At 69.1% G+C, this 21046-nt stretch carries 17 protein-coding genes; 8 read left to right on the forward strand and 9 right to left on the reverse strand.

From position 1 onward, the window contains the following. Positions 1-71: 71 nt before the first annotated feature. From P3H15_RS22340 to clpS, 8 genes are all read right to left on the reverse strand, one after another. Entirely contained in the window at positions 72-1022 is a 951-nt protein-coding gene (locus P3H15_RS22340) for a PLP-dependent cysteine synthase family protein (RefSeq protein ID WP_276139242.1), read from the reverse strand. A 342-nt stretch (positions 1023-1364) separates the two neighbouring features. Next, complete coding sequence (locus P3H15_RS22345) at positions 1365-2039, reverse strand: rhomboid family intramembrane serine protease (protein ID WP_276139243.1); 675 nt, start codon at positions 2037-2039, stop codon at positions 1365-1367. A 19-nt stretch (positions 2040-2058) separates the two neighbouring features. Continuing rightward, positions 2059-3021 carry a PLP-dependent cysteine synthase family protein gene (locus tag P3H15_RS22350; RefSeq protein ID WP_276139244.1) on the reverse strand — a complete coding sequence of 321 codons (963 nt, stop codon included), beginning with the start codon at positions 3019-3021 and terminating at the stop codon, positions 2059-2061. Positions 3022-3029: 8 nt separating this feature from the next. Then, positions 3030-3302: a MoaD/ThiS family protein gene (locus tag P3H15_RS22355; protein WP_276139245.1), complete on the reverse strand. Its 273-nt coding sequence runs from the start codon at positions 3300-3302 to the stop codon at positions 3030-3032. Positions 3303-3363: 61 nt separating this feature from the next. After that, positions 3364-3840: a Mov34/MPN/PAD-1 family protein gene (locus P3H15_RS22360; protein WP_095864953.1), complete on the reverse strand. Its 477-nt coding sequence runs from the start codon at positions 3838-3840 to the stop codon at positions 3364-3366. 63 nt (positions 3841-3903) lie between these two features. After that, positions 3904-4974 (reverse strand): P1 family peptidase, encoded by a 1071-nt coding sequence (locus P3H15_RS22365; RefSeq protein ID WP_276139246.1) that lies wholly within the window; start codon positions 4972-4974, stop codon positions 3904-3906. Next, positions 4971-5558, reverse strand: coding sequence for a DUF2017 domain-containing protein (locus P3H15_RS22370; RefSeq protein WP_072947003.1), 588 nt, complete (start codon positions 5556-5558; stop codon positions 4971-4973). Before P3H15_RS22370 ends, P3H15_RS22365 begins: the two co-directional genes overlap by 4 nt. 36 nt (positions 5559-5594) lie before the next feature. Continuing rightward, positions 5595-5933 (reverse strand): ATP-dependent Clp protease adapter ClpS, encoded by a 339-nt coding sequence (gene clpS / locus P3H15_RS22375; RefSeq protein ID WP_072947001.1) that lies wholly within the window; start codon positions 5931-5933, stop codon positions 5595-5597. Here clpS and P3H15_RS22380 point away from each other — a divergent pair. Genes P3H15_RS22380 through P3H15_RS22400 form a run of 5 tightly spaced genes read left to right on the forward strand, consistent with a single transcriptional unit; the run spans position 5932 to position 12563 of the window. Then, positions 5932-7311, forward strand: coding sequence for a nicotinate phosphoribosyltransferase (locus P3H15_RS22380; protein ID WP_276139247.1), 1380 nt, complete (start codon positions 5932-5934; stop codon positions 7309-7311). The genes clpS and P3H15_RS22380 overlap by 2 nt on opposite strands. Next, positions 7308-7940, forward strand: a complete 633-nt coding sequence (locus P3H15_RS22385; RefSeq protein ID WP_276139248.1) for an isochorismatase family protein — start codon at positions 7308-7310, stop codon at positions 7938-7940. Before P3H15_RS22380 ends, P3H15_RS22385 begins: the two co-directional genes overlap by 4 nt. 9 nt (positions 7941-7949) lie before the next feature. Continuing rightward, on the forward strand, positions 7950-9998 hold the full coding sequence (locus tag P3H15_RS22390) for an ATP-dependent DNA helicase (protein ID WP_276139249.1): 2049 nt from the start codon (positions 7950-7952) through the stop codon (positions 9996-9998). A gap of 55 nt (positions 9999-10053) precedes the next feature. Beyond that, positions 10054-10974 carry an ABC transporter ATP-binding protein gene (locus P3H15_RS22395; RefSeq protein ID WP_276139250.1) on the forward strand — a complete coding sequence of 307 codons (921 nt, stop codon included), beginning with the start codon at positions 10054-10056 and terminating at the stop codon, positions 10972-10974. Beyond that, positions 10971-12563 carry an ABC transporter permease gene (locus P3H15_RS22400; protein ID WP_276139251.1) on the forward strand — a complete coding sequence of 531 codons (1593 nt, stop codon included), beginning with the start codon at positions 10971-10973 and terminating at the stop codon, positions 12561-12563. Before P3H15_RS22395 ends, P3H15_RS22400 begins: the two co-directional genes overlap by 4 nt. 40 nt (positions 12564-12603) lie before the next feature. On the opposite strand, the gene glgP is transcribed toward P3H15_RS22400, so the two are convergent. After that, on the reverse strand, positions 12604-15201 hold the full coding sequence (gene glgP / locus P3H15_RS22405; protein ID WP_276139252.1) for an alpha-glucan family phosphorylase: 2598 nt from the start codon (positions 15199-15201) through the stop codon (positions 12604-12606). Positions 15202-15361: 160 nt separating this feature from the next. Here glgP and P3H15_RS22410 point away from each other — a divergent pair, with 160 nt between their 5' ends. The 3 genes from P3H15_RS22410 to P3H15_RS22420 are packed head-to-tail and all read left to right on the forward strand — an operon-like array spanning position 15362 to position 21046. Next, positions 15362-17380 carry an alpha-1,4-glucan--maltose-1-phosphate maltosyltransferase gene (locus tag P3H15_RS22410; RefSeq protein WP_276139253.1) on the forward strand — a complete coding sequence of 673 codons (2019 nt, stop codon included), beginning with the start codon at positions 15362-15364 and terminating at the stop codon, positions 17378-17380. Continuing rightward, the gene (glgB, locus tag P3H15_RS22415; protein WP_276139254.1) at positions 17380-19578 is read left to right on the forward strand and encodes a 1,4-alpha-glucan branching protein GlgB; all 2199 of its coding nucleotides are present in this window, start codon (positions 17380-17382) and stop codon (positions 19576-19578) included. Before P3H15_RS22410 ends, glgB begins: the two co-directional genes overlap by 1 nt. Before the next feature lie 46 nt (positions 19579-19624). After that, positions 19625-21046 (forward strand): neutral zinc metallopeptidase, encoded by a 1422-nt coding sequence (locus P3H15_RS22420; protein ID WP_276139272.1) that lies wholly within the window; start codon positions 19625-19627, stop codon positions 21044-21046.

The raw sequence follows: 21046 nt of genomic DNA on the forward strand, positions 1-21046 counted from the left end.
TGGCGCGTCGACCTCACAACCGATGGGGAAATGTGACCTGACCATGCTGATCTACCGTGGATCCGGCCCCGTTACCGTTCCCACGCCTCTTCGAGGACCTGGACCTGCGGGTCGTAGGTTCCGGTCGAGAGGTATTTCCATCCGCCGTCGGCGACCACGAAGGCGATGTCGGCGCGCCGCCCCGACTCGACGGCGGACGACGCCACGTCGAGTGCGGCATGGAGATTGGCGCCGGTGGACGTGCCTGCGAAGATTCCCTCGACGTCGATCAGCTCGCGGGTGCGCTGGATCGCCTCGGCGTGGCGCACCCGGAATCGGCGGGTGAGCACCGACTCGTCGTACAACTCCGGGACGAATCCCTCTTCGATGTTGCGGAGACCGCAGACCATCTCCCCGAAGCGCGGTTCCGCGGCGACGATCTCGACACCGTCGACGTGTTCGCGGAGGAACCGGCCCGTCCCCATCAGGGTTCCGGTGGTGCCGAGCCCCGCCACGAAATGGGTGATCTCGGGCAGGTCCCGCAAGATCTCCGGGCCCGTCGTCTCGTAGTGCGCCATCGCGTTGGCCGGGTTGCCGTACTGGTAGAGCAGTACCCAGTCCGGATTCTCGTCCGACAGTCGCATCGCGACCGCGACCGCCTCGTTGGAACCACCGGCGGCCGGGGAGTCGATGATCCGGGCGCCGAACATCGTCAGGAGCTGGCGGCGTTCCATCGACGTGTTCTCGGGCATCACGCAGATCAGCTGGTAGCCCTTCAATTTGGCGGCCATGGCCAGGGAGATGCCGGTGTTTCCGCTGGTCGATTCGAGAATCGTCGACCCCGGGGTCAGACGGCCGTCCCGTTCGGCCTGCTCGATCATGCGCAGCGCCGGGCGATCCTTGATCGAACCGGTGGGATTGTAATCCTCGAGCTTGGCCCACAACCGCACCGGATTGCTGCCGTTCCAGCGTGGCGACAGCCGGGGCAGGCCGACGAGTGGAGTGTTCCCGAGAGTGTCGATGTACGAATCGAACCTTGCCACGTCAGCGATCAGCCTTCCGTGACTACACGGCGTACGGACGGACACTCGCTGTCGACGTCGGGGGTCGAATCTGTGACAGCCATGATCAACTCCTGAGGGTGCGGTGGGGTGCGGCGACGGAGGTCCGCCGCTGGGGACGCCCGGACATCGGCGACACGGCATGTGCGCGAATCCGCGAGCTCGACCCCCTCGACCGACCCTCCGTGACGACACTGTCGATGGCCTGAACTACGCAGTGGTGGTGTGCCCGGATCTCGCGAGGAGCCTACCAGCAGGGCATACGCTCAGCCGCCGGAAGCGGCGTACACGCCGGTAGACCACCTGTTCGCCGCCGCGGGCCACTCATCCGAACGAGTGCGGCCCTACCGTTTTCCGGGCCCGCTGCTTCCTGGCGTCGGCGGAGAGCAGCCACGCGGCGAGGACACCACCGACGGCGCCGAACAGATGCCCCTGCCAGGACACACCGGGCGCGCTCGGCAGCACACCCCACAGCAGACTGCCGTACACGACGAACACCACCACGCCGACGAGGATCTGGCCGAGGTTGCGGGCGAAGACTCCCCGGACCAGCAGGTAGGCCAGCCAGCCGAAGATCAGGACGGAGGCGCCGATGTGGTTGGAATAGGACCCGCCGGTCAACCAGGTGCCCAGACCGCCGACCACCCAGACGATCCCGGTGGCGGCGAGGCCGCGGGCGATGCCCGACAGCAGCACGAGGAACCCGAGGACCAGCAGTGGGACGGTGTTCGCGAACAGGTGCGCCCAGTCGTCGTGGAGGACCGGGGCGAACAGAATTCCCCACAGTCCGTCGATCGTGCGCGGCTGTACGCCGTTGTCTTCGAGTCGCTCGTCGGACGCCACGTCGGCGATCTCGATGACGTACAGCAACATCGTGAACGCGCCGACGACGATCGCGGACTGCAACCACAGCGGCTTCGACTTGCGCGCGGGCACCGGCGACGCGCCACCCCTCGGCGCCGGCGAGCCGAATCGCGAGGAGTCGAACGGCGAAGTCATGATCCGCACACCCTTGTCGTCATGCCCACAACTGCCCTTCCAGTGCTTCTTCCGCTTCCTCGACCGTACCGCCGTACGCGCCGGTCGACAGATATTTCCATCCGCCGTCGGCGACGATGAACGCGATGTCGGCGGCGCGCTCGGCCTTGACCGCTTTGCGCGCGACTCCCAGCGCGGCGTGGAGGATCGCGCCGGTGGAGATGCCCGCGAAGATGCCTTCGTTGTCGATCAGTTGCCGGGTGCGGCGGACGGCGTCGGCGGGACCGACGGAGAACCTCGAGGTGAGGACGGATTCGTCGTACAGTTCGGGAACGAAGCCCTCGTCGATGTTGCGGAGGCCGTACACGAGTTCCCCGTAGCGGGGTTCCGCCGCGACGATCTCGATGCCGTCGACGTGTTCGCGGAGGTAGCGACCGACGCCCATCAGGGTTCCGGTGGTGCCGAGTCCGGCCACGAAGTGGGTGATCTCGGGCAGGTCCCGCAGGATCTCCGGCCCCGTCGTCTCGTAGTGCGCGAGCGCATTCGCGGGATTGCCGTACTGGTACAGCATCACCCAGTCGGGATGTTCCGCGGACAGTTCCTTGGCCACGGCCACAGCCTGATTCGAGCCGCCGCGCGCAGGTGAGTCGATGATCTCGGCGCCGAACATCGTGAGCAGTTGCCTGCGTTCGACGGACGTGTTCTCGGGCATCACGCAGATGAGGTGGTAGCCCTTGAGTTTCGCGGCCATCGCCAGGGAGATGCCGGTGTTGCCGCTGGTCGGTTCGAGGATCGTGGCGCCGGGTGTCAGGGTGCCGTCGTTCTCGGCCTGTTCGATCATGCGGAGAGCCGGCCGGTCCTTCACCGAACCGGTCGGATTGCGGTCCTCGAGTTTCGCCCACAGGCGGACCGGTGAGGTGCCGTTCCAGCTCGGCGACAGGCGCGGCAGCCCGACGAGGGGTGTGTCGCCGAGGGTGTCGATGAGCGAATCGAACCGCGCCACGGCCGCGATCAGCCTCCGGCGACGGCGGGCAGGATCGTCACGGAATCCCCGTCGGCCACCTCGGTGTCGAGTCCGCCCGAGAATCGGACGTCCTCGTCGTTGACGTACACGTTGACGAACCGGTGCAGTCGGCCGCCGTCGATCAGGCGGTCCTTGATGCCGCCGTAGTGGCCGTCGAGGTCGTCGATGACGGCGGAAAGCGTGGGACCTGTTGCTTCCACCCGCTTTTCGCCGCCGGTGTGGGAACGCAGGATGGTGGGGATCGAAACTGTGACAGCCATGGTCGGCTCCTCGGGATGTGGGTGTCTTTCTGCCGCGGGACCGTCGCGAGGGACGGAGTCGTCACTTGTCGGGGACGTCCGCGACCGATGTGTGGGCGAACTTGTAGCTCTGCACCACGTCGACGGGTTCCTCGGTGACGACGCCGTCGACGATGCGGTAGCTGCGCAGTTCGTGGGCGTCGGGGTCTCGGGTGGAGATCAGCACGTAGTGAGCGTCCGGTTCGGATGCGAAGGAGATGTCGGTCCGGCTGGGGTACGCCTCGGTGGCGGTGTGCGAGTGGTAGATCACGACGGGCACCTCGTCGGCGTCGTCCATCGCCCGCCACACCTTCAACTGCTCACCGGAGTCGAATCGGTAGAACGTCGGCGACCGTTCGGCGTTGATCATCGGGATGTGCCGTTCGGGGCGGTCGGAGCCCTCGGGCCCGGCGATGACCCCGCACGCTTCGTCCGGGTGGTCGGCGCGCGCGTGCGCGACCATCGCCTCGACGAAGTCCGATCGAATCACCAGCACGTCAACCACCTCCGTGAGCGCCATCCTAGGTGCGGACCGTCGTCTCGGCCACCGATCAGGCCGGGACCGCGTCAGGAACGCAGTGCCTCAGGAACGCAGTGCCGAGGGGAACAGTTCGCGGTACGTGGGAATTCCCGCGACGGGGGTCGCGCTGAGGACGGCGTCGACGACGGCCTTCTCGACCACTTCGGCCGCAGCCGTGCAGACGGCGTCGACGACGGGCAGATCGGGCGGGAACGCGTCGGGCACCCCGGCCGGGTGGTGCACCGGGTGGATGCCGGTGGCGAGCGCGAAGATCGTGTCGCCGTCGAGCGGCGAATGCGCGGGCCGGATCGCGCGGGCGAGCCCGTCGTGTCCGGCGACGGCGACGCGGCGCAGCGCCGCCTTACCCAGGGCGGCGTCGGTCGCGACGACCCCGATGGTCGTGTTGAGGACGGTGGCCTTGGCCATCAGTTCGCGTGCCGCCGACACCTCCGCTGCGGCGGGCGGCCGGAGCCCGAACGCGGCTGCGCCCACGGTGGCGACACCCCACGGCAGTCCGGTCGCCGGATCGAATACGGTTCCGACGGGATTGGCCACCATCAGCGCGGACACGGTGATGCCCTTCGCCGGACCGTCCGTGATGACGACGCTCGCCGTTCCGACCCCGCCCTTGATCGCGCCCGCGCGCGCCCCGACACCGGCGCCCACCGAACCGGAGAGCACCGTGTGCGACGCAGAATCCGCTGCTCGGTAACCGAATTCGGCCGTGGGACGGGTGCGCCAGTCGCCGACCGGGAGATCGAAGATGACTGCGGCGGGGACGATCGGGACCACCTGATCGGGCTCCCCCATGGCGATTCCGTGCCCGTGCTCCTCCAGCCATCGCATGACGCCGTCCGCAGCGGCGAGCCCGTACGCGCTGCCGCCGGTCAGGACGATCGCATGCACCTTCCGGACGCTGTGGCTGGGGTCGAGGAGGTCGGTTTCCCGGGTGCCCGGCCCGCCGCCGCGGACGTCGACCGCGGCGGTCGCGCCGTGCGGGGCGAGGACGACCGTGCATCCGGTGGCGGCGCCGCTGCCGAGTGCGGCATCCGCATCGAGTCGGTGGTGGTGCCCGACGCTCAGGCCGACCACATCGACGAGCGAATCGGTGCGGCCCGGCGTCGTGCCCGTCACGGCGCCAGTGCCTGAACGAGCGAGTCCTGCATCCAGGTCAGCCAGTGGTAGATGTCGAGGTGCGGTGCGCGGGGATCACCCGGATCGAGTTCGTCGGGCGTGTCGGCGTCGATGCCCAGGTTGGTCCCCAGCGCCAGCCGGACGTCGTTGAGACCGCTGAGCCAGGCGTCGGCCTGCTCCGGCGTGAGCAGAACCTTGCCGCCGTTCTCCGGGACGGTGTGCAGGATGACCGAGCCCGCGGCCAGCTTGGCGTCGATGATCTCCGGTTCGTGGAGTCCGCGCAGCGCACCGTTGACGTCGGCCTTCGATTCGGCGCGAATCTCGTCGTCGTCCGGCGCGTCCACGTCGGGGCGGTGGAAGTCGGGCAGCAGCCGGGCGAGGACCTCCTCGTCGGGTGCCGTCGTGTTGCCCGTCCGCATCCCGGTGAGCGCGGCGAGTTCGTCGGCCGGGGCCGACGCCGCCCGCTCCTCGAGGAGGCCGAGGACGGAGGCGACCAGCGATCGCAGCACCGTCGCCTCGTGCGCGTCCATCTCCGAGCGCAGCTTCATGCCCCCGAGCGAGTTCTTCCTGCTCCACATCCGCACGTCGTGTACCGAGTTCCTTACTGTCCGAACGGAAAGTTAGCTGCTGTCCCGCTGCATCGTGGCCCACAGGCCCGCCGCGTGCAGCTTGCGTACATCGTTTTCGACCTTGTCGCGGGAGCCGCTCGACACCACGGCCTTCCCCTCGGAATGCACCTGCATCATCAGTTCCGTCGCCTTCGCTTTGCTGTACCCGAAGAGCTTCTGGAAAATGTAGGTGACGTAGTGCATCAAATTCACCGGATCGTCCCACACGACGGTGACCCAGGGACGATCATTGGCTTCATCGACCTCGACGACCTCCGACTCTGCAGGGGTGACCTGCGGCGATGCCGGCATGGCATCCACGAATGGAGCTGTCGTCGAGCAATGAGCCATGACACAAGGGTACGACGCTCCACCGCCCGGCGACACCGCGGCTTACAGTGGCCGGGTGTCCAGAGACAGCACCGCCTTGTTCACCGACCAGTACGAGTTGACGATGCTGTCGGCGGCCCTCGCCGACGGTTCCGCCCACCGTCACTGCAGCTTCGAGGTGTTCGCCCGCCGCCTTCCGGACGGTCGCCGCTACGGAGTCGTCGCCGGCACCGCCCGCCTGGTCGCGGCGCTGTCGAACTTCCGCTTCGGCGATCCGGAACTCGAGATCGTCTCCCGCTTCCTCGACGACGCAACCGTCGAATGGCTGCGTGACCATCGGTTCAGCGGCGACATCGACGGCTACCGCGAGGGCGACTTCTACTTTCCCGGTTCCCCGATCCTGTCCGTCCGCGGAACGTTCGCCGAGTGCGTGCTGCTCGAGACGCTGATCCTGTCGATCCTCAACCACGACAGCGCCATCGCGTCCGCCGCCGCACGGATGGTCAGCGCCGCCGACGGACGCCCGATGATCGAGATGGGTTCGCGGCGCACCCACGAGGAATCGGCAGTCGCGGCCTCGCGCGCCGCGTACCTGGCGGGTTTCACGGCCACGTCGAACCTGGAGGCGGTCCGCAGGCACGGCGTTCCCGGTGCGGGCACCAGTGCGCACGCGTTCACCCTGTTGCACACCACCCCGGACGGGCCGGACGAGGCGGCGGCGTTCCGCGCACAGGTCGCGGCACTCGGAGTCGGAACCACGCTCCTCGTCGACACGTACGACATCACCGCGGGCGTCGAGACGGCCGTCGAGGTCGCGGGCCCCGGTCTCGGGGGTGTCCGGATCGACTCCGGCGACCTGGGTGTTCTCGCCCGGCAGGTGCGCGGGCAACTCGACGGCCTCGGGGCGACCGGCACGAAGATCGTGGTGTCCGGCGACCTCGACGAGTACGCCATCGCCGCGTTGCGGGCCGAACCGGTCGACGTCTACGGGGTCGGCACGTCCGTCGTCGTCGGGTCGGGTGCACCGACCGCGGGAATGGTCTACAAACTCGTCGAGGTGGACGGCATCCCCGTCGAGAAGCGGAGCAGCCACAAGGCGTCGCGGGGCGGCGTCAAGAAGGCGGTGCGGTTCGCCCGCGACACCGGAACCCTGGTGGAGGAGGTGGTGTACCCGGCCCACTCCGACGCACCCGGCGCGGCAGGCCTCGAGGTGACAGAACTGCTGGTCCCGCTGGTGCGGGGCGGTGAGAACGCCTGCGAGGCGACTACTCTGGAGGACAGCAGATCCCTCTTGGCGGCGGGCCTCGTCAGTCTCCCGTGGGAGGGTTTGAAGCTCTCCCACGGCGAGCCCGCGATCCCCGTGCGCTTCGCCGAACCCGAATCCAGGAGGGCACCATGACCGACATCGAGAACACCGACGCACGGCGGGCGCTGCTCGTGGTCGACGTCCAGAACGACTTCTGCGAGGGCGGCTCCCTCGCCGTCGAGGGCGGTTCCGCGGTCGCGGCGGCGATCAGCCGCTTCCTGGCCGGAGCCGTCTACGACGCGATCGCGGCCACCATCGACCACCACATCGACCCGGGCCACCACTTCTCCGAAGAACCGGACTACGTCGACACCTGGCCGGTGCACTGCAAATCGGGAACCCACGGCGCGGAGTTCCACCCGGACCTCGATCGGAGCGGCATCGAGTCGGTGTTCTCCAAGGGCGAGTTCTCGGCGGCGTACTCGGGCTTCGAGGGCACGAACTCCGACGGCCAGACCCTGGAGAAATGGCTGCGTGCGGCCGGGGTCACCGAGGTCGACATCGTGGGGATCGCCACCGATCACTGCGTGGTCGCGACGGCACTCGACGCCGTGGCCGCCGGCTTCCCGACGCGCGTGCTGCTCCCCCTCACCGCGGGTGTGGCGCCCGCGACCGTCGAGGCCGCGATCACCGCGATGCGGGCCGCCGGGGTGCGCCTCGTGGGGCGCGACGCGGACGTCCCCTCGGACCGCGTGACGATTTCTGACGTAGGTCCCGAGTAACCTGCTCGGGTGCCTGAAAACCTCCCCAACGTCCCCGAGCTGTTGCGCACGGCGGTGCGGTCGCTGGGCGGTGCCGAGCGGTCCAACCAGCTGACCATGGCTTCCGCCGTCGCGCATTCGATCGACACCGGGGAGCATCTGGCCGTCCAGGCCGGTACGGGTACCGGCAAGTCGCTCGCCTACCTCGTGCCGAGCGTCCGGCACGCCGTGCAGAGCGGCAAGACGGTCATCGTCTCGACGGCCACCATCGCGCTGCAGCGTCAGCTGATCGACCGCGACATGCCGCGGCTCGCGGACGCGCTGCAGGGTTCACTCGGCCGCAGGCCGCATTTCGCGATCCTCAAGGGCCGCAACAACTATCTGTGCATGAACAAGATCCACACCGGGACTGCGGAGGAGCCGCAGGCCGACGAGCTGTTCGACCCGTTCGCGGTGTCCCGGCTCGGCCGTGAGGTCCAGCGCCTCACCGAGTGGTCCTCGGACACCGAGACCGGCGACCGCGACGACCTGGCCCCCGGAGTCAGCGACAAGGCGTGGCGCCAGGTCAGCGTCACGGCCCGGGAGTGCCTCGGCAAGTCCCGCTGCCCGGTCGGCGAGGACTGCTTCGCGGAGCGGGCCCGCGCGGAGGCGTCGCAGGTCGACGTCGTGGTCACCAACCACGCCCTGCTCGCCATCGACGCCATCACCGGAATCGCGATTCTCCCCGAACACGACGTCGTGGTCATCGACGAGGCGCACGAACTGGTCGACCGCGTCACCAACGTCGCCACCGCGGAGTTGGCGGCGTCGACGATCAGTGCCGCGGCGCGGCGCTGCGCGAAGCTCGTCGAGGAGCAGGACGCCGATCGTCTCGAGGCGGCGGGCGAGGGCTGGGCGGCGCTGCTCGAGGAGTTGCGGCCCGAGCGGTGGGAGGCATTGCCGCCCGGTGCGGCACCCGCGCTCGCCGCCGTCCGCGACGCCGCCTGGGCGCTGCGCACGGCCATCGGCCCGTCCCGTCCGGGCATGGTGTTGAGCGACCCGGAGGCGGCCGCCGCCCGCAACACCGCACTCGCGTCGGTCGAGGAGGTTCACGACAGCGCCGTCCGGGTTCTCAGCGCGTTCGACGAGCCGGATCCGGCGAAGCGCCGCGACGTGGTGTGGCTGGCCGCCGACGACAACCGCGGTTCGATTCGCCGGGTGGTGCGGATGGCGCCGCTGTCGGTCGGCGGGCTGCTGCGTTCCCGGCTGTTCGCGGAATCGACGGTGGTCCTCACGTCCGCCACGCTGACCGTCGGCGGGTCCTTCGACGGCCTCGCGGTCAACTGGGGACTTCCCGCGGAGTCGTCCGTCGTGATCGATCCGGCGATGGCCACCGGGTCCGAGGCGCCGTCCGACACGGGCACGCTCAAGTGGAACGCCCTCGACGTCGGGTCGCCGTTCGACCACGCCCGCGCCGGCATCATCTACATCGCGAAGCAACTGCCGCCGCCGGGGCGGGACGGCCTGTCCCCCGCGTATCTCGACGAGATCGCCGAACTCGTCGAGGCGGCGGGCGGGCGGACGCTGGGGTTGTTCTCGTCGATGCGGGCCGCGAAGGCCGCGTCGGAGGCGATGCGCGACCGGCTCGACACCCCGATCCTGTGCCAGGGCGACGACTCGACGGGCGCCCTCGTCCGGGCGTTCGCCGGCGACGAGCCGACGTCGCTGTTCGGCACGTTGTCGCTGTGGCAGGGCGTCGACGTGCCGGGTCCGTCCCTGAGCCTGGTGATCCTCGACCGCATCCCGTTCCCCCGCCCCGACGACCCGTTGCTGGTCGCCCGGCAGAAGGCGGTCGAGTCGCGCGGCGGCAACGGGTTCCTTTCCGTCGCAGCCAATCACGCGGCGCTGCTGCTCGCGCAGGGTGTGGGACGTCTGCTGCGCAGCGTCGACGACAAGGGTGTGGTGGCGGTCCTCGATCCGCGGCTCGCCACCGCCCGGTACGCCGGGTATCTGCGAGCATCTCTGCCGCCGTTCTGGGAGACGTCGGATCCGGAGGTCGTGCGCAAGGCGCTGGGACGGATCCGCGACTCACGCCCCTGAAACGCTGTTCCGCACTGAGTCGGACAGCGGATCGGTGCGCACCTATGCTCGACCGATGGACCTTGCGATCTCAGTCCGCGGACTCACCAAGAAGTTCGGTGAAGTGCTCGCCCTCGACGGCCTCGACCTGGAGGTGAAGCCGGGCGAGGTGCACGGATTCCTCGGACCCAACGGCGCGGGCAAGTCCACGACCATCCGGGTGCTCCTCGGTCTGCTGCGCGCCGACGGGGGTTCGGCGTCCGTTCTCGGTTCCGATCCGTGGCGTGATTCCGTACCCGTGCATCGGCGGCTCGCCTATGTGCCTGGCGAAGTGAACTTGTGGCCCAACCTGTCCGGCGGCGAGGCGATCGACCTTCTCGGGCGACTGCGCGGCGGACTCGACCCGGCGCGGCGCGCGTCGCTGATCGAGCGGTTCGAACTCGACCCCACCCGGAAGGGCCGCACCTATTCGAAAGGCAACCGGCAGAAGGTCGCCCTCGTGGCCGCGCTCGCCGCCGACACCGAACTCCTCATCCTCGACGAGCCGACGTCGGGCCTGGACCCGTTGATGGAGGCGGTGTTTCAGGAGTGCATCACGGAATTCGCGCGCGGCGGACGCACGGTGCTGCTGTCCAGCCACATCCTCGCCGAGGTGGATGCGCTGTGCCACGCCGTGACCATCATCCGGGCGGGCAGGACGGTGCAGGCGGGAACATTGTCCGAGCTGCGGCATCTCACCCGGACGACGGTGACGGCGACCACCCGGATCAAGCCCAATCCGATCGGGAACGTCCCCGGTGTGCACAACCTGCAGAAGGGTGAGGACGCGAACACGGTGACGTTCGACGTCGATTCCGATCAGATCGACCCGGTCATGACCACGTTGACGGGGCTGGGCATCGTCTCGATCACCGCCAACCCGCCGACGTTGGAGGACCTGTTCCTCCGCGAGTACCGCGACGAGGTCGAGGCGCTCGGGATCGGACGGCCGCAGTGAGTCAGCTGAGTGGGACGGGTGTGCTCGCCGAACTGGCGGTGCGCACCGACCGGGTCCGGATTCCGGTGTGGACGGTCGCGGTGGCCGGTCTCACCGTCCTGCTCGCGTCGAGCTATTCCACCATCTACCCGACCGCCGAATCCCGGCAGGCCCGTGCCGAACTCATCTCGTCCCCGGCCGCCACCGCCCTTGCCGGGCCGGGCTACGGCCTGGACGACTACACGCTGGGTGCGATGGTCGCCAACGAGATCGCCGGCATGACGATGGTGGCCGTGGCGGTCATGTCGGTGCTGCTGGTGACGCGGCATCTGCGGACGGAGGAGGAGACCGGGCGCGCGGAATTGGTGCGCGCCGGCGTCGTCGGGCGGTACGCGGGAATCACGGCGGGACTGATCTCGGCGGCCCTCGCCACTGTGTTCGTCGCGCTGCTGCTGGTCATCGGGTTGCTCGCCGTGGGTCTCCCTCCGGTGGGTTCGCTGAACATGTCGGCGGGTGTGCTGGTCGTGGGTCTGGTGTTCACGGCGCTGTCGGCGCTGGCATCGCAGCTCACCGAACACGCCCGCGCGGCAAGCGGTGCCGGAATCTGCGCGGTCGTCGTCGCGTACCTGCTGCGGGCGGTGGGCGACGTGCAGCAGGGGCACAGCGGGAGCCTCCTGACGTGGGTGTCGCCGATCGGCTGGTCGCAGGCCACCCGCGCGTACGTCGACGAACGATGGTGGCCGTTGCTGATCGGCGTCGTCGCGGCGGCGCTGACCGTCATGTGCGCGTATGGCGCCATCGGCCGCCGGGACGTCGGGGCGGGACTCCTTCCGCCGCGGGGCGGGCGCGCCGAGGCGTCCCCCCGCCTCACCGGAGTCACTGCGCTCGCGGCGCGCCAGCAGCGCGGCCAGATCCTCGCCTGGGGTGTCGGTGTGTTCGCTCTGTCGCTGCCCATCGGTTCCCTCGGCAGGCAGATCAGCGATTTCATCGGGCAGGATCCCGATCTCGCACAGCTGCTGCCGGGTGGCGCCGCGGCGGCCGCCGACGGCGCGTTCGCCCTGTATCTGGTGTTCCTGGTGGTGATGGCCGCGATGTACGCCGTCGGTGCCGTCGTGTCGATCCGCTCGGAGGAATCGTCCGGTCGCGCCGAGGAGGCACTGGCCACCCCCGTGTCGCGGGCGCGGTGGCTCGGTGGCCAACTGGCAGTGATCGCGGGTGCCGCCGTCGCGATCGCGGTGATGGCCGGGGTCGGCATGGGGATCACCGCGGCGTTCACGCTGTCCGATGCGGGCACGCTCGGCCGGTTGACCGGCGCGGCCCTGAACACGGTGCCGGCAGTGCTCGTGATCGTCGGAGCGTGCGCGGCCGTCTACGGTCTGATACCTCGCGCGCTGCCGGCTGTGTGGGCGTTCGTGGGCTACGTTCTCGTCGCCGGAATGTTCGGGGAGGTCCTCCCGGACTGGTTCGGGATTCTCTCCCCCTTCCACTACACGCCGGCGCTGCCTGCCGAAAGCTTCGCCGCCGCTCCCCTCGTCGGTCTGCTGATTCTGGCGGCGGCCCTGTTCCTCGCCGCCGGCGCCGGCTTCCGGCGCCGGGACGTCGGCCCGTGAACCGTGCCGGGACGAACCCGGGCCGGCTCGGTGGGGCCGGTCAGGGGTTCGGCACCGTCACCAGGCCCAGTTCCGACGGATCGACGAGCAGATCGTGGTGCGGAAGCACCCGCACCGTGTACCCGACCGAGCCGGACAGCGGCAGCGCCAGGTCGGCGACGAACAACTCCCCCGACTCGTCCGACGCCGAGTGCGTCATCGGCACCGTGACGATGTCGGTGAGCTCCTCGTCCGGTCCGGCCTTGCCGATCACGGCCTGCACGGTGACGTCGTCGACGGACAGTTCACCGAGGCGGATACGGGCGCGGAGCACCAGATTCGCTCCGATCTCGGGAGTGTCGGGCAGCCCCGCGCCGTCGACCTGCAGGACCGTCACCGCGGGCCACGCCGCCTCGACGCGTCGACGGAACGCGGCGAGTTCGCGGGCGCCGGCGAAGTTCTCCGCCGCCACCGTCCGGGCCGATGCGGCGGCCGGCGCGTAGTACTGGACGGCGTAGTCGCGCACCATCCGTGATGCCAGCACCTTGGGCCCGAGGTTCTGCAGCGTGTGACGCACCATCTCCACCCAGCGCACCGGCAGTCCGTCCGCGCGGTCGTAGAACCTCGGCAGGACGGCGCGCTCGAGCAGTTCGTACAGTGCGCTGGCCTCGAGGTCGTCGCGCCGGGTCTCGTCGACGACGCCGTCCGCGGTCGGGATGGCCCAGCCGTTCTCGCCGTCGAACATCTCGTCCCACCAGCCGTCGCGGATCGACAGGTTCAGTCCGCCGTTGAGGGCCGACTTCATCCCCGACGTTCCGCACGCCTCGAGCGGGCGCAGCGGGTTGTTGAGCCACACGTCGCAACCCCAGTACAGGTACCGCGCCATCGACATGTCGTAGTCGGGGAGGAACGTGATGCGGTGCCGGACGTCGGCGGCGTCGGCGAACCGCACGACCTGCTGGATGAGCGCCTTCCCGCCGTCGTCGGCGGGGTGACTCTTCCCGGCGACCACGAGCTGTACCGGACGGTTCTCGTCGAGGAGCAGGGCCCGCAGCCGTTCGGGGTCGCGCAGCATCAGCGTCAGACGCTTGTAGGTGGGTACGCGCCGGGCGAAGCCGACGGTGAGCACGTTCGGGTCGAACACCTCGTTCGTCCAGCCGAGTTCGGCGGACGTCGCGCCGCGTTCGATCCAGGACGCCCGGACCCGCCGGCGCACCTCCTCGACGAGTTTTCCGCGCAGCGCGTTGCGGGTCGCCCACAGCTCCTCGGCGGACAGATCCTGCAGCCGCTCCCAGCCGCGGGCCTCCTCGACCAGTTCGGGGCCGAGGATGCGGGTGGCGAGATCGATCCATTCGGGTGCGGCCCAGGTGGGCGCGTGGACACCGTTGGTGACCGAGCCGATGGGCACCTCTCCGGCGTCGAAGCCCTGCCACAGCGGCTGGAACATCTCCCGGCTGACGATGCCGTGCAGCTTGGACACACCGTTCGCTCGCTGCCCGAGACGCAGGCCCATGTGGGCCATGTTGAACACGGACGGATCCGATTCACGGCCGAGTCCGAGGATCCGGTCGATCGTCAGCCCCGGCAGCAGGGACGATTCGTTCGCCCCGTTGTCGCCGCCGAAGTAGTGCCGCACGAGGTCGGCCGGGAACCGGTCGATTCCCGCGGGAACGGGGGTGTGGGTCGTGAAGACGGTGCCGGCGCGGACCGTGGCCAGCGCCTCGTCGAAGTCGAGCCCGCCGCTGGTGACCAGTTCGCGGATCCGCTCGATGCCGAGGAAACCGGCATGACCTTCGTTCATGTGGAAGACGGCGGGATCGGGCAGGCCGTAGGCGTGGGTGTAGGCGCGCACCGCGCGGACGCCGCCGATGCCGGCGAGGATCTCCTGTTTGATGCGGTGGTCCTGGTCGCCTCCGTACAGGCGGTCGGTGACGCCCCGCATCTCGGCGTCGTTCTCCGCGATGTCGGAGTCGAGCAGCAGCAGCGGGACGCGCCCCACCTGGGCGATCCACACGCGGGCGCGCAGCACCCGCCCGCCGGGTACCGCGACGTGCACGAGGACGGGCGCCCCGTCGGACGACTGCGGCCCGGACTCGGTGAGCAGGCGCAGCGGCAGGCCCTGCGGGTCGTGCGGCGGGTAGTGCTCGGCCTGCCAGCCGTCCGCGGTCAGCGACTGCCGGAAATATCCCGAGCGGTACAGCAACCCGACACCGATCAGCGGCAGTCCCAGATCGGATGCCGCCTTCAGGTGGTCGCCTGCGAGAATCCCGAGGCCGCCGGAGTAGTTGGGCAGCACTTCGCTGACCCCGAACTCCATTGAGAAGTATGCGATCCCGCCGTCCAGCGACACTCCCTTGGCCTGCTGGTTCTGATACCAGCGGGGCCGGGACAGGTAGTCGTCGAGGTCGGCGGACGCGGCGTCGAGCCGGGCCAGGAACGCGACGTCCTCGGCCAGTTCGTCCAGGCGGGCGGGATCGACCTCTCCGAGCATCCGGACCGGGTCGAACTGCACCTGGCGCCACAGGTCCTCGTCCAGCAATCCGAACAGTTCCTGCGTGGCCGGATGCCACGACCAGCGAAGATTGGTGGACAGCGGACCGAGGGCAGCGAGCCGCTCCGGAAGGTGGGCTCGGACAGTGAACCGACGCAAGGCTTTCACCTCGCGAACGATAACGCACTGCGGGCGTCGTCGCGCCGTGTCGGGCCGGGTGGGCGTCAGATCTCCAATACGGACAGGAACCGGTCGACTCCATTACGGTTGAACGGGCGGCCCAGCCCACGAGCCGCCGGCAACTTCCGGCTATGGAACGGAGCCCAGTGTGACAGGTCGACTCGGAATCGACGACGTGGAACCGAACGTCGGGTGCGGCCGCTTTCCCGCCAAGGCCGTTGTGGGTGAGGTGTTTCCCGTCCGGGCAACCGTGTGGCGCGAAGGTCACGACGCCGTGGCCGCCACACTGGCGGTGCGGGGGCCGCGCAGTGCTTCTTCGGGCGGCTCGGCGACGTTCCGGATTCCCATGACCAGCGGTCCGGTGCCCGACACTGTCGACGGTTCCTTCACCCCGACCGGCGAGGGTCTCTGGACGTTCCGGATCGAGGCCTGGAGCGATCCGGTCACCACGTGGAAGCACGCGGTCGAGGCGAAGCTGGCGGTGGGGCAGGGTCCGGCCGAACTGGCCAACGACCTCGAGATCGGTGCGCGGTTGTTCGAGCGGGCCGCGAAGGGCGTCCCGCGCGCGGACCGTTCACGGCTGACCGGGGTCGCGGCGTCGCTGCGTTCCGACCGTCACCTCTCCGAGCGGGTGGCTCCGGCGTTCGGATCGGACGTGACCGAACTGCTGCGCGCACATCCGCTGCGCGAACTGGTCACGAAGAGCGAGGCGCACACCGTGCTCGTCGACCGCACGCGAGCGCTGTTCGGGTCGTGGTACGAGTTCTTCCCGCGCTCCACCGGCGGCCGGGACGAGAACGGCAGGCCCCGGCACGGCACGTTCGCAACGTCCGCGGCGGCGCTTCCCCGGATCGCGTCGATGGGTTTCGACGTCGTATACCTGCCGCCAATCCACCCAGTGGGAAAGATCAACCGGAAGGGCCCCAACAACACGCTGACCCCGGGCCCCGAGGACGTCGGTTCGCCGTGGGCGATCGGCTCGGACGAAGGCGGCCACGACGCGATCCACCCCGAACTCGGGACGATGCGCGATTTCAAGGCGTTCGTCGCCGCCGCCCGGAAGCTGAACCTGGAGGTGGCGATCGACCTGGCCCTGCAGGCCGCACCGGACCATCCCTGGGCGAAGAAGCACCCGGAATGGTTCACCGTCCTTCCCGACGGCACCATCGCCTACGCCGAGAACCCGCCGAAGAAGTATCAGGACATCTACCCGGTCAACTTCGACGACGACCGCGACGGCATCTACGCGGAGGTCCTGCGGGTCGTGCGGCACTGGGTTGCGGCGGGCGTCAAGATCTTCCGGGTCGACAACCCGCACACCAAACCGGCGGACTTCTGGGAGTGGCTGATCGCCGAGGTCAAAAAGTCGGATCCGGACGTCCTGTTCCTGTCCGAGGCGTTCACCCGTCCGGCGCGACTGTACGGTCTCGCCCGCCGCGGGTTCACGCAGTCCTACACGTATTTCACGTGGCGGACGGCCAAGTGGGAGTTGACGGAGTTCGGCAAGGAGATCGCCGCCAAGGCCGACGAGGCGCGCCCCAACCTCTTCGTCAACACCCCGGACATCCTGCACGAGAGCCTGCAGACCGGCGGTCCGGGAATGTTCGCGCTGCGTGCCGCGCTGGCGGCGACCCTGTCGCCCACGTGGGGCGTGTACTCGGGTTACGAACTGTACGAACATGTTCCGGTGCGTCCGGGCAGTGAGGAGTACCTCGACTCGGAGAAGTACCAGCTGCGCCCCCGCGACTTCGAGGGAGCGGCCGCCCGCGGCGAGTCCCTGGAACCGTGGATCACCGCGCTCAACCGGATCCGCAGGCAGCATCCGGCGCTGCAGCAGTTGCGCAACATCCATTTCCACCACGTCGACAACGACGCCCTGATCGCGTACTCCAAGTTCGATGCCACCACAGGCGACGCCGTGCTGACGGTGATCAACCTCAACCCGTACGGCGCCGAGCAGGGCAACGTGTGGCTGGACATGCCGGCGCTCGGCCGCGACTGGCACGACCACCTGACCGTGCTCGACGAGGTCACCGGGGAGCAGTATCACTGGGGGCAGACCAACTTCGTGCGCCTCGAACCGTGGCGGGCCGTGGCCCATATCCTGGCATTGCCGTCGATTCCCTATCCGGCCAGAACGAAGCTGGCCTACCGCGGAGGTACATAGTGACCGTCGAACCGCCTGTCGCCATCGCACCCGACGCCGCCGACCTCGACCTGCTGGCCCGGGGCGAGCACCACGACCCGCACTCGATCCTGGGCGCGCACCCACATCCCGAGGGCACGGTGATCCGCGCGCTGCGCCCCTACGCCGAGGCCGTCGACGCCGTCATCGGCGGGACGAGTTTCTCGCTGGAACACCTCGCGCACGGTGTGTGGGGCGCGCTGGTGCCGTACCGGGATCTGATGGACTACCGGCTGTCCACGACGTGGCCGGGTGGTCACAACGACGTCTCCGCCGACGGCTACCGGTTCCTGCCGACGCTCGGCGAACTCGACCTGCACCTGTTCGGTGAGGGCAGGCACGAGCGGCTGTGGGAGATCCTCGGCGCACACCGCCGCCGCTACGACACCCCCGACGGCACCGTCACCGGCACGTCGTTCGCCGTGTGGGCTCCCAATGCCCGCGGGGTGAGCGTCATCGGCGATTTCGACGGGTGGAGCGGCCGGAACTTCCCGATGCGGGTGCTCGGGTCGACCGGGGTGTGGGAGTTGTTCGTCCCCGGTATCGAGGTCGGCGACCTGTACAAGTTCCGGGTCCACGGCCCCGACGGCAGTGTGCGCGACAAGGCCGACCCCATGGCCTTCGCGACGGAGGTCCCTCCCGCGACCGCGTCCCGGGTGTCGGTGAGCACGTACGAATGGAACGACGCCGACTGGCTGGCCCAGCGGGCGGCCACCGAGCCCGCGCAGTCCCCGATGAGCGTGTACGAGGTGCATCTCGGTTCGTGGCGTCCGGGGCTGAACTACCGCGAGATGGCCGAGCAACTCGCCGCCCACGTCACGGAGACGGGGTTCACGCACGTCGAACTGCTGCCGGTCGCCGAGCACCCGTTCGGCGGGTCCTGGGGGTACCAGGTGACGTCGTACTACGCGCCCACCTCACGGTTCGGCTCGCCCGACGACTTCCGGTGGTTCGTCGACCACCTGCACGCCGCCGGCATCGGCGTCATCGTCGACTGGGTGCCTGCCCACTTCCCCAAGGACGAGTGGGCGCTGGCCCGGTTCGACGGCACACCGCTCTACGAGCACAGCGATCCCCAGCGCGGCGAGCAACTCGACTGGGGAACGTACGTGTTCGATTTCGGGCGTCGCGAGGTCCGCAACTTCCTCGTCGCCAACGCGCTGTACTGGCTCGACGAGTTCCACGTGGACGGTCTGCGCGTCGACGCGGTCGCGTCGATGCTGTACCTCGACTATTCGCGGCCGGAGGGCGGCTGGATGCCGAACATCCACGGCGGCCGGGAGAACCTCGAGGCGGTCGCCTTCCTGCAGGAGACCAACGCCACGGTCCACAAGCAGCACCGCGGGGTCGTCACCATCGCCGAGGAATCGACGGCGTGGCCGGGTGTCACCCGCGCGACCAACGTCGGCGGACTCGGATTCAACATGAAATGGAACATGGGGTGGATGCACGACACCCTCGGGTTCCTGGCGCACGATCCCGTCCACCGCAGCTACCACCATCACGAGATCACGTTCTCCCTGATGTACGCGTGGAGCGAGAACTATCTACTCCCCATCAGCCACGACGAGGTGGTGCACGGAAAGGGCACGCTGTGGACGCGGATGCCCGGCGACGACTGGTCGAAGGCCGCCGGCGTGCGGGCCCTGCTGGCGTACATGTGGTCGCACCCCGGCAAGCAACTGCTGTTCATGGGTCAGGAGTTCGGGCAGACCGCGGAGTGGTCCGAGGAACGCGGACTCGACTGGTATCAGCTCGACGACCCGTATACGGGCGGCTTCCACCGCGGTCTGCTCCGGCTCGTCCACGACCTCAACGCCACGTACCGCGAGCACCCGGCGTTGTGGACGCTCGACACGTCACCGGGCGGGTTCTCCTGGATCGACGCCAACGACACGTCGAACAACGTCCTGAGCTTCCTGCGTTACGGCACCGACGGGTCGATTCTGGCGTGCCTGTTCAATTTCTCGGGTTCCGCGCACGCGAATTATCGTGTGGGCTTGCCAGAACGGGGCGAATGGCGTGAAATTCTCAACACCGACGCCGAGGTCTACGCAGGATCGGGTTGGGGAAATCTCGGTGCGGTGACGGCAACTTCGCAGCCGTGGCACGGCCGTCCCGCCTCCGCGGAGGTGGCACTGCCCGCGAACGGCGCGATCTGGATGAGTCTGGAGCGTTGATGAAGGCACGGCCTTGCTGACCCGACGTCGGCTGTGGGCTGCGAGCTTGGGCGTTCTGGCCACGACTGCCGTCGTGCTGTCGGGGTGCACGCGTTCGGTGGACGGTGAGGCCGCGTCCATCTACGACGATCCGTTCAAGGTGGCGGGCCTCGATGCCACGTCGGGTCCGAGCGGTGCCCGCAAGGGCGCGCCCGACGCCGACCTCCCGGTCACCGGCACCGACGGCGGTGAGATCGACACGATGGCGGCCAACGCGGTGAGCGACATCGAGAGTTACTGGCGCACCGAGTTCCCGGCACTGTTCCAGCGCAAGTTCGAGCCGGTGGAGGAGCTGATCTCCTGGGATCCGCGGGATTCCGACGGCCCCCGGTTCTGCGGGGACAGCACCGAGGAACTCCTCAACGCCGGCTACTGCAGCACCGACCACACCATCGGCTGGGACCGGGCGCTGCTGCTGCCGGAGGTCGTGGAGAAATTCGGCATCGTCGCCGCCGTCTTCGTGCTGGCTCACGAGTACGGGCACGCCGTCCAGACGAAGGCGGGAATCGCCGACGAGAACGTGGGCGGCGGCATCGTGCGGGAACAGCAGGCCGACTGTTTCGCGGGGGCATTCATGCGGCACATCGCGGAAGACAAGGCGCCCCATTTCACGCTGAACACGTCGGACGGCCTCAACAAGGTACTGGCGTCGGCGGTGGCGATCGGTGACACCGACCCGAACGATCCGGACAACGTGCACGGCTCGGCGTTCGAACGAGTCACCGCCACCCAGATCGGATTCACGGACGGCCCGGCAGCGTGCACGCGCATCGACGAGAAGGAGATCGACTCGCGGCGCGCGGATCTGCCGCAGCGCTTCGCCGACGACACCGACGACGGTGAACTTCCCGTCACCGACGAGTCCGTCGAGGCGTTCTTCACGTCGTTCCAGCAGATCTTCGATCTCAGCGATCCGCCCACACTGCAACTCGACGGCGCCGACCTCGGCTGCGCGGACGCCGACGCGACGGAACCGGTGTCGTACTGCCCGGCCACCAACACGATCGGGGTCAGTGTCGACGCCCTCGCCGAACGCGGCACACCGGGACGCCCGGGCCGTCGTGAACTGTTCCAGACCAAGCTCACCGGCGACTACAACGCGTACGTCCTGCTCGCCTCGCGGTACACCCTGGCGTTGCAGCGGGACCGGGGCGACGATCTGCACTCGCCGCAGACCGCGCTGCGGGCCGCCTGCCTGTCCGGTGTCGTCACCAGCGCGCTGAGCCCGGCCAGTCCGGCCACCCTGGCGGAGGGCAGCGTGTGGTTGTCGCCCGGCGACCTCGACGAGGCGGTCTCGGGACTGCTCACCGACGGACTCGCCGCCAGTGACGTGAACGGGGAGACCGTGCCGAGCGGGTTCTCCCGGGTCGACGCCTTCCGCACCGGAGTGCTCGGAGGCGAGCAGGCTTGCGAGGGCCGGTACCGCTGA

It is taken from the genome of Rhodococcus sp. T2V, assembly GCF_029269925.1.
GTDB lineage: Bacteria > Actinomycetota > Actinomycetes > Mycobacteriales > Mycobacteriaceae > Rhodococcus_F > Rhodococcus_F koreensis.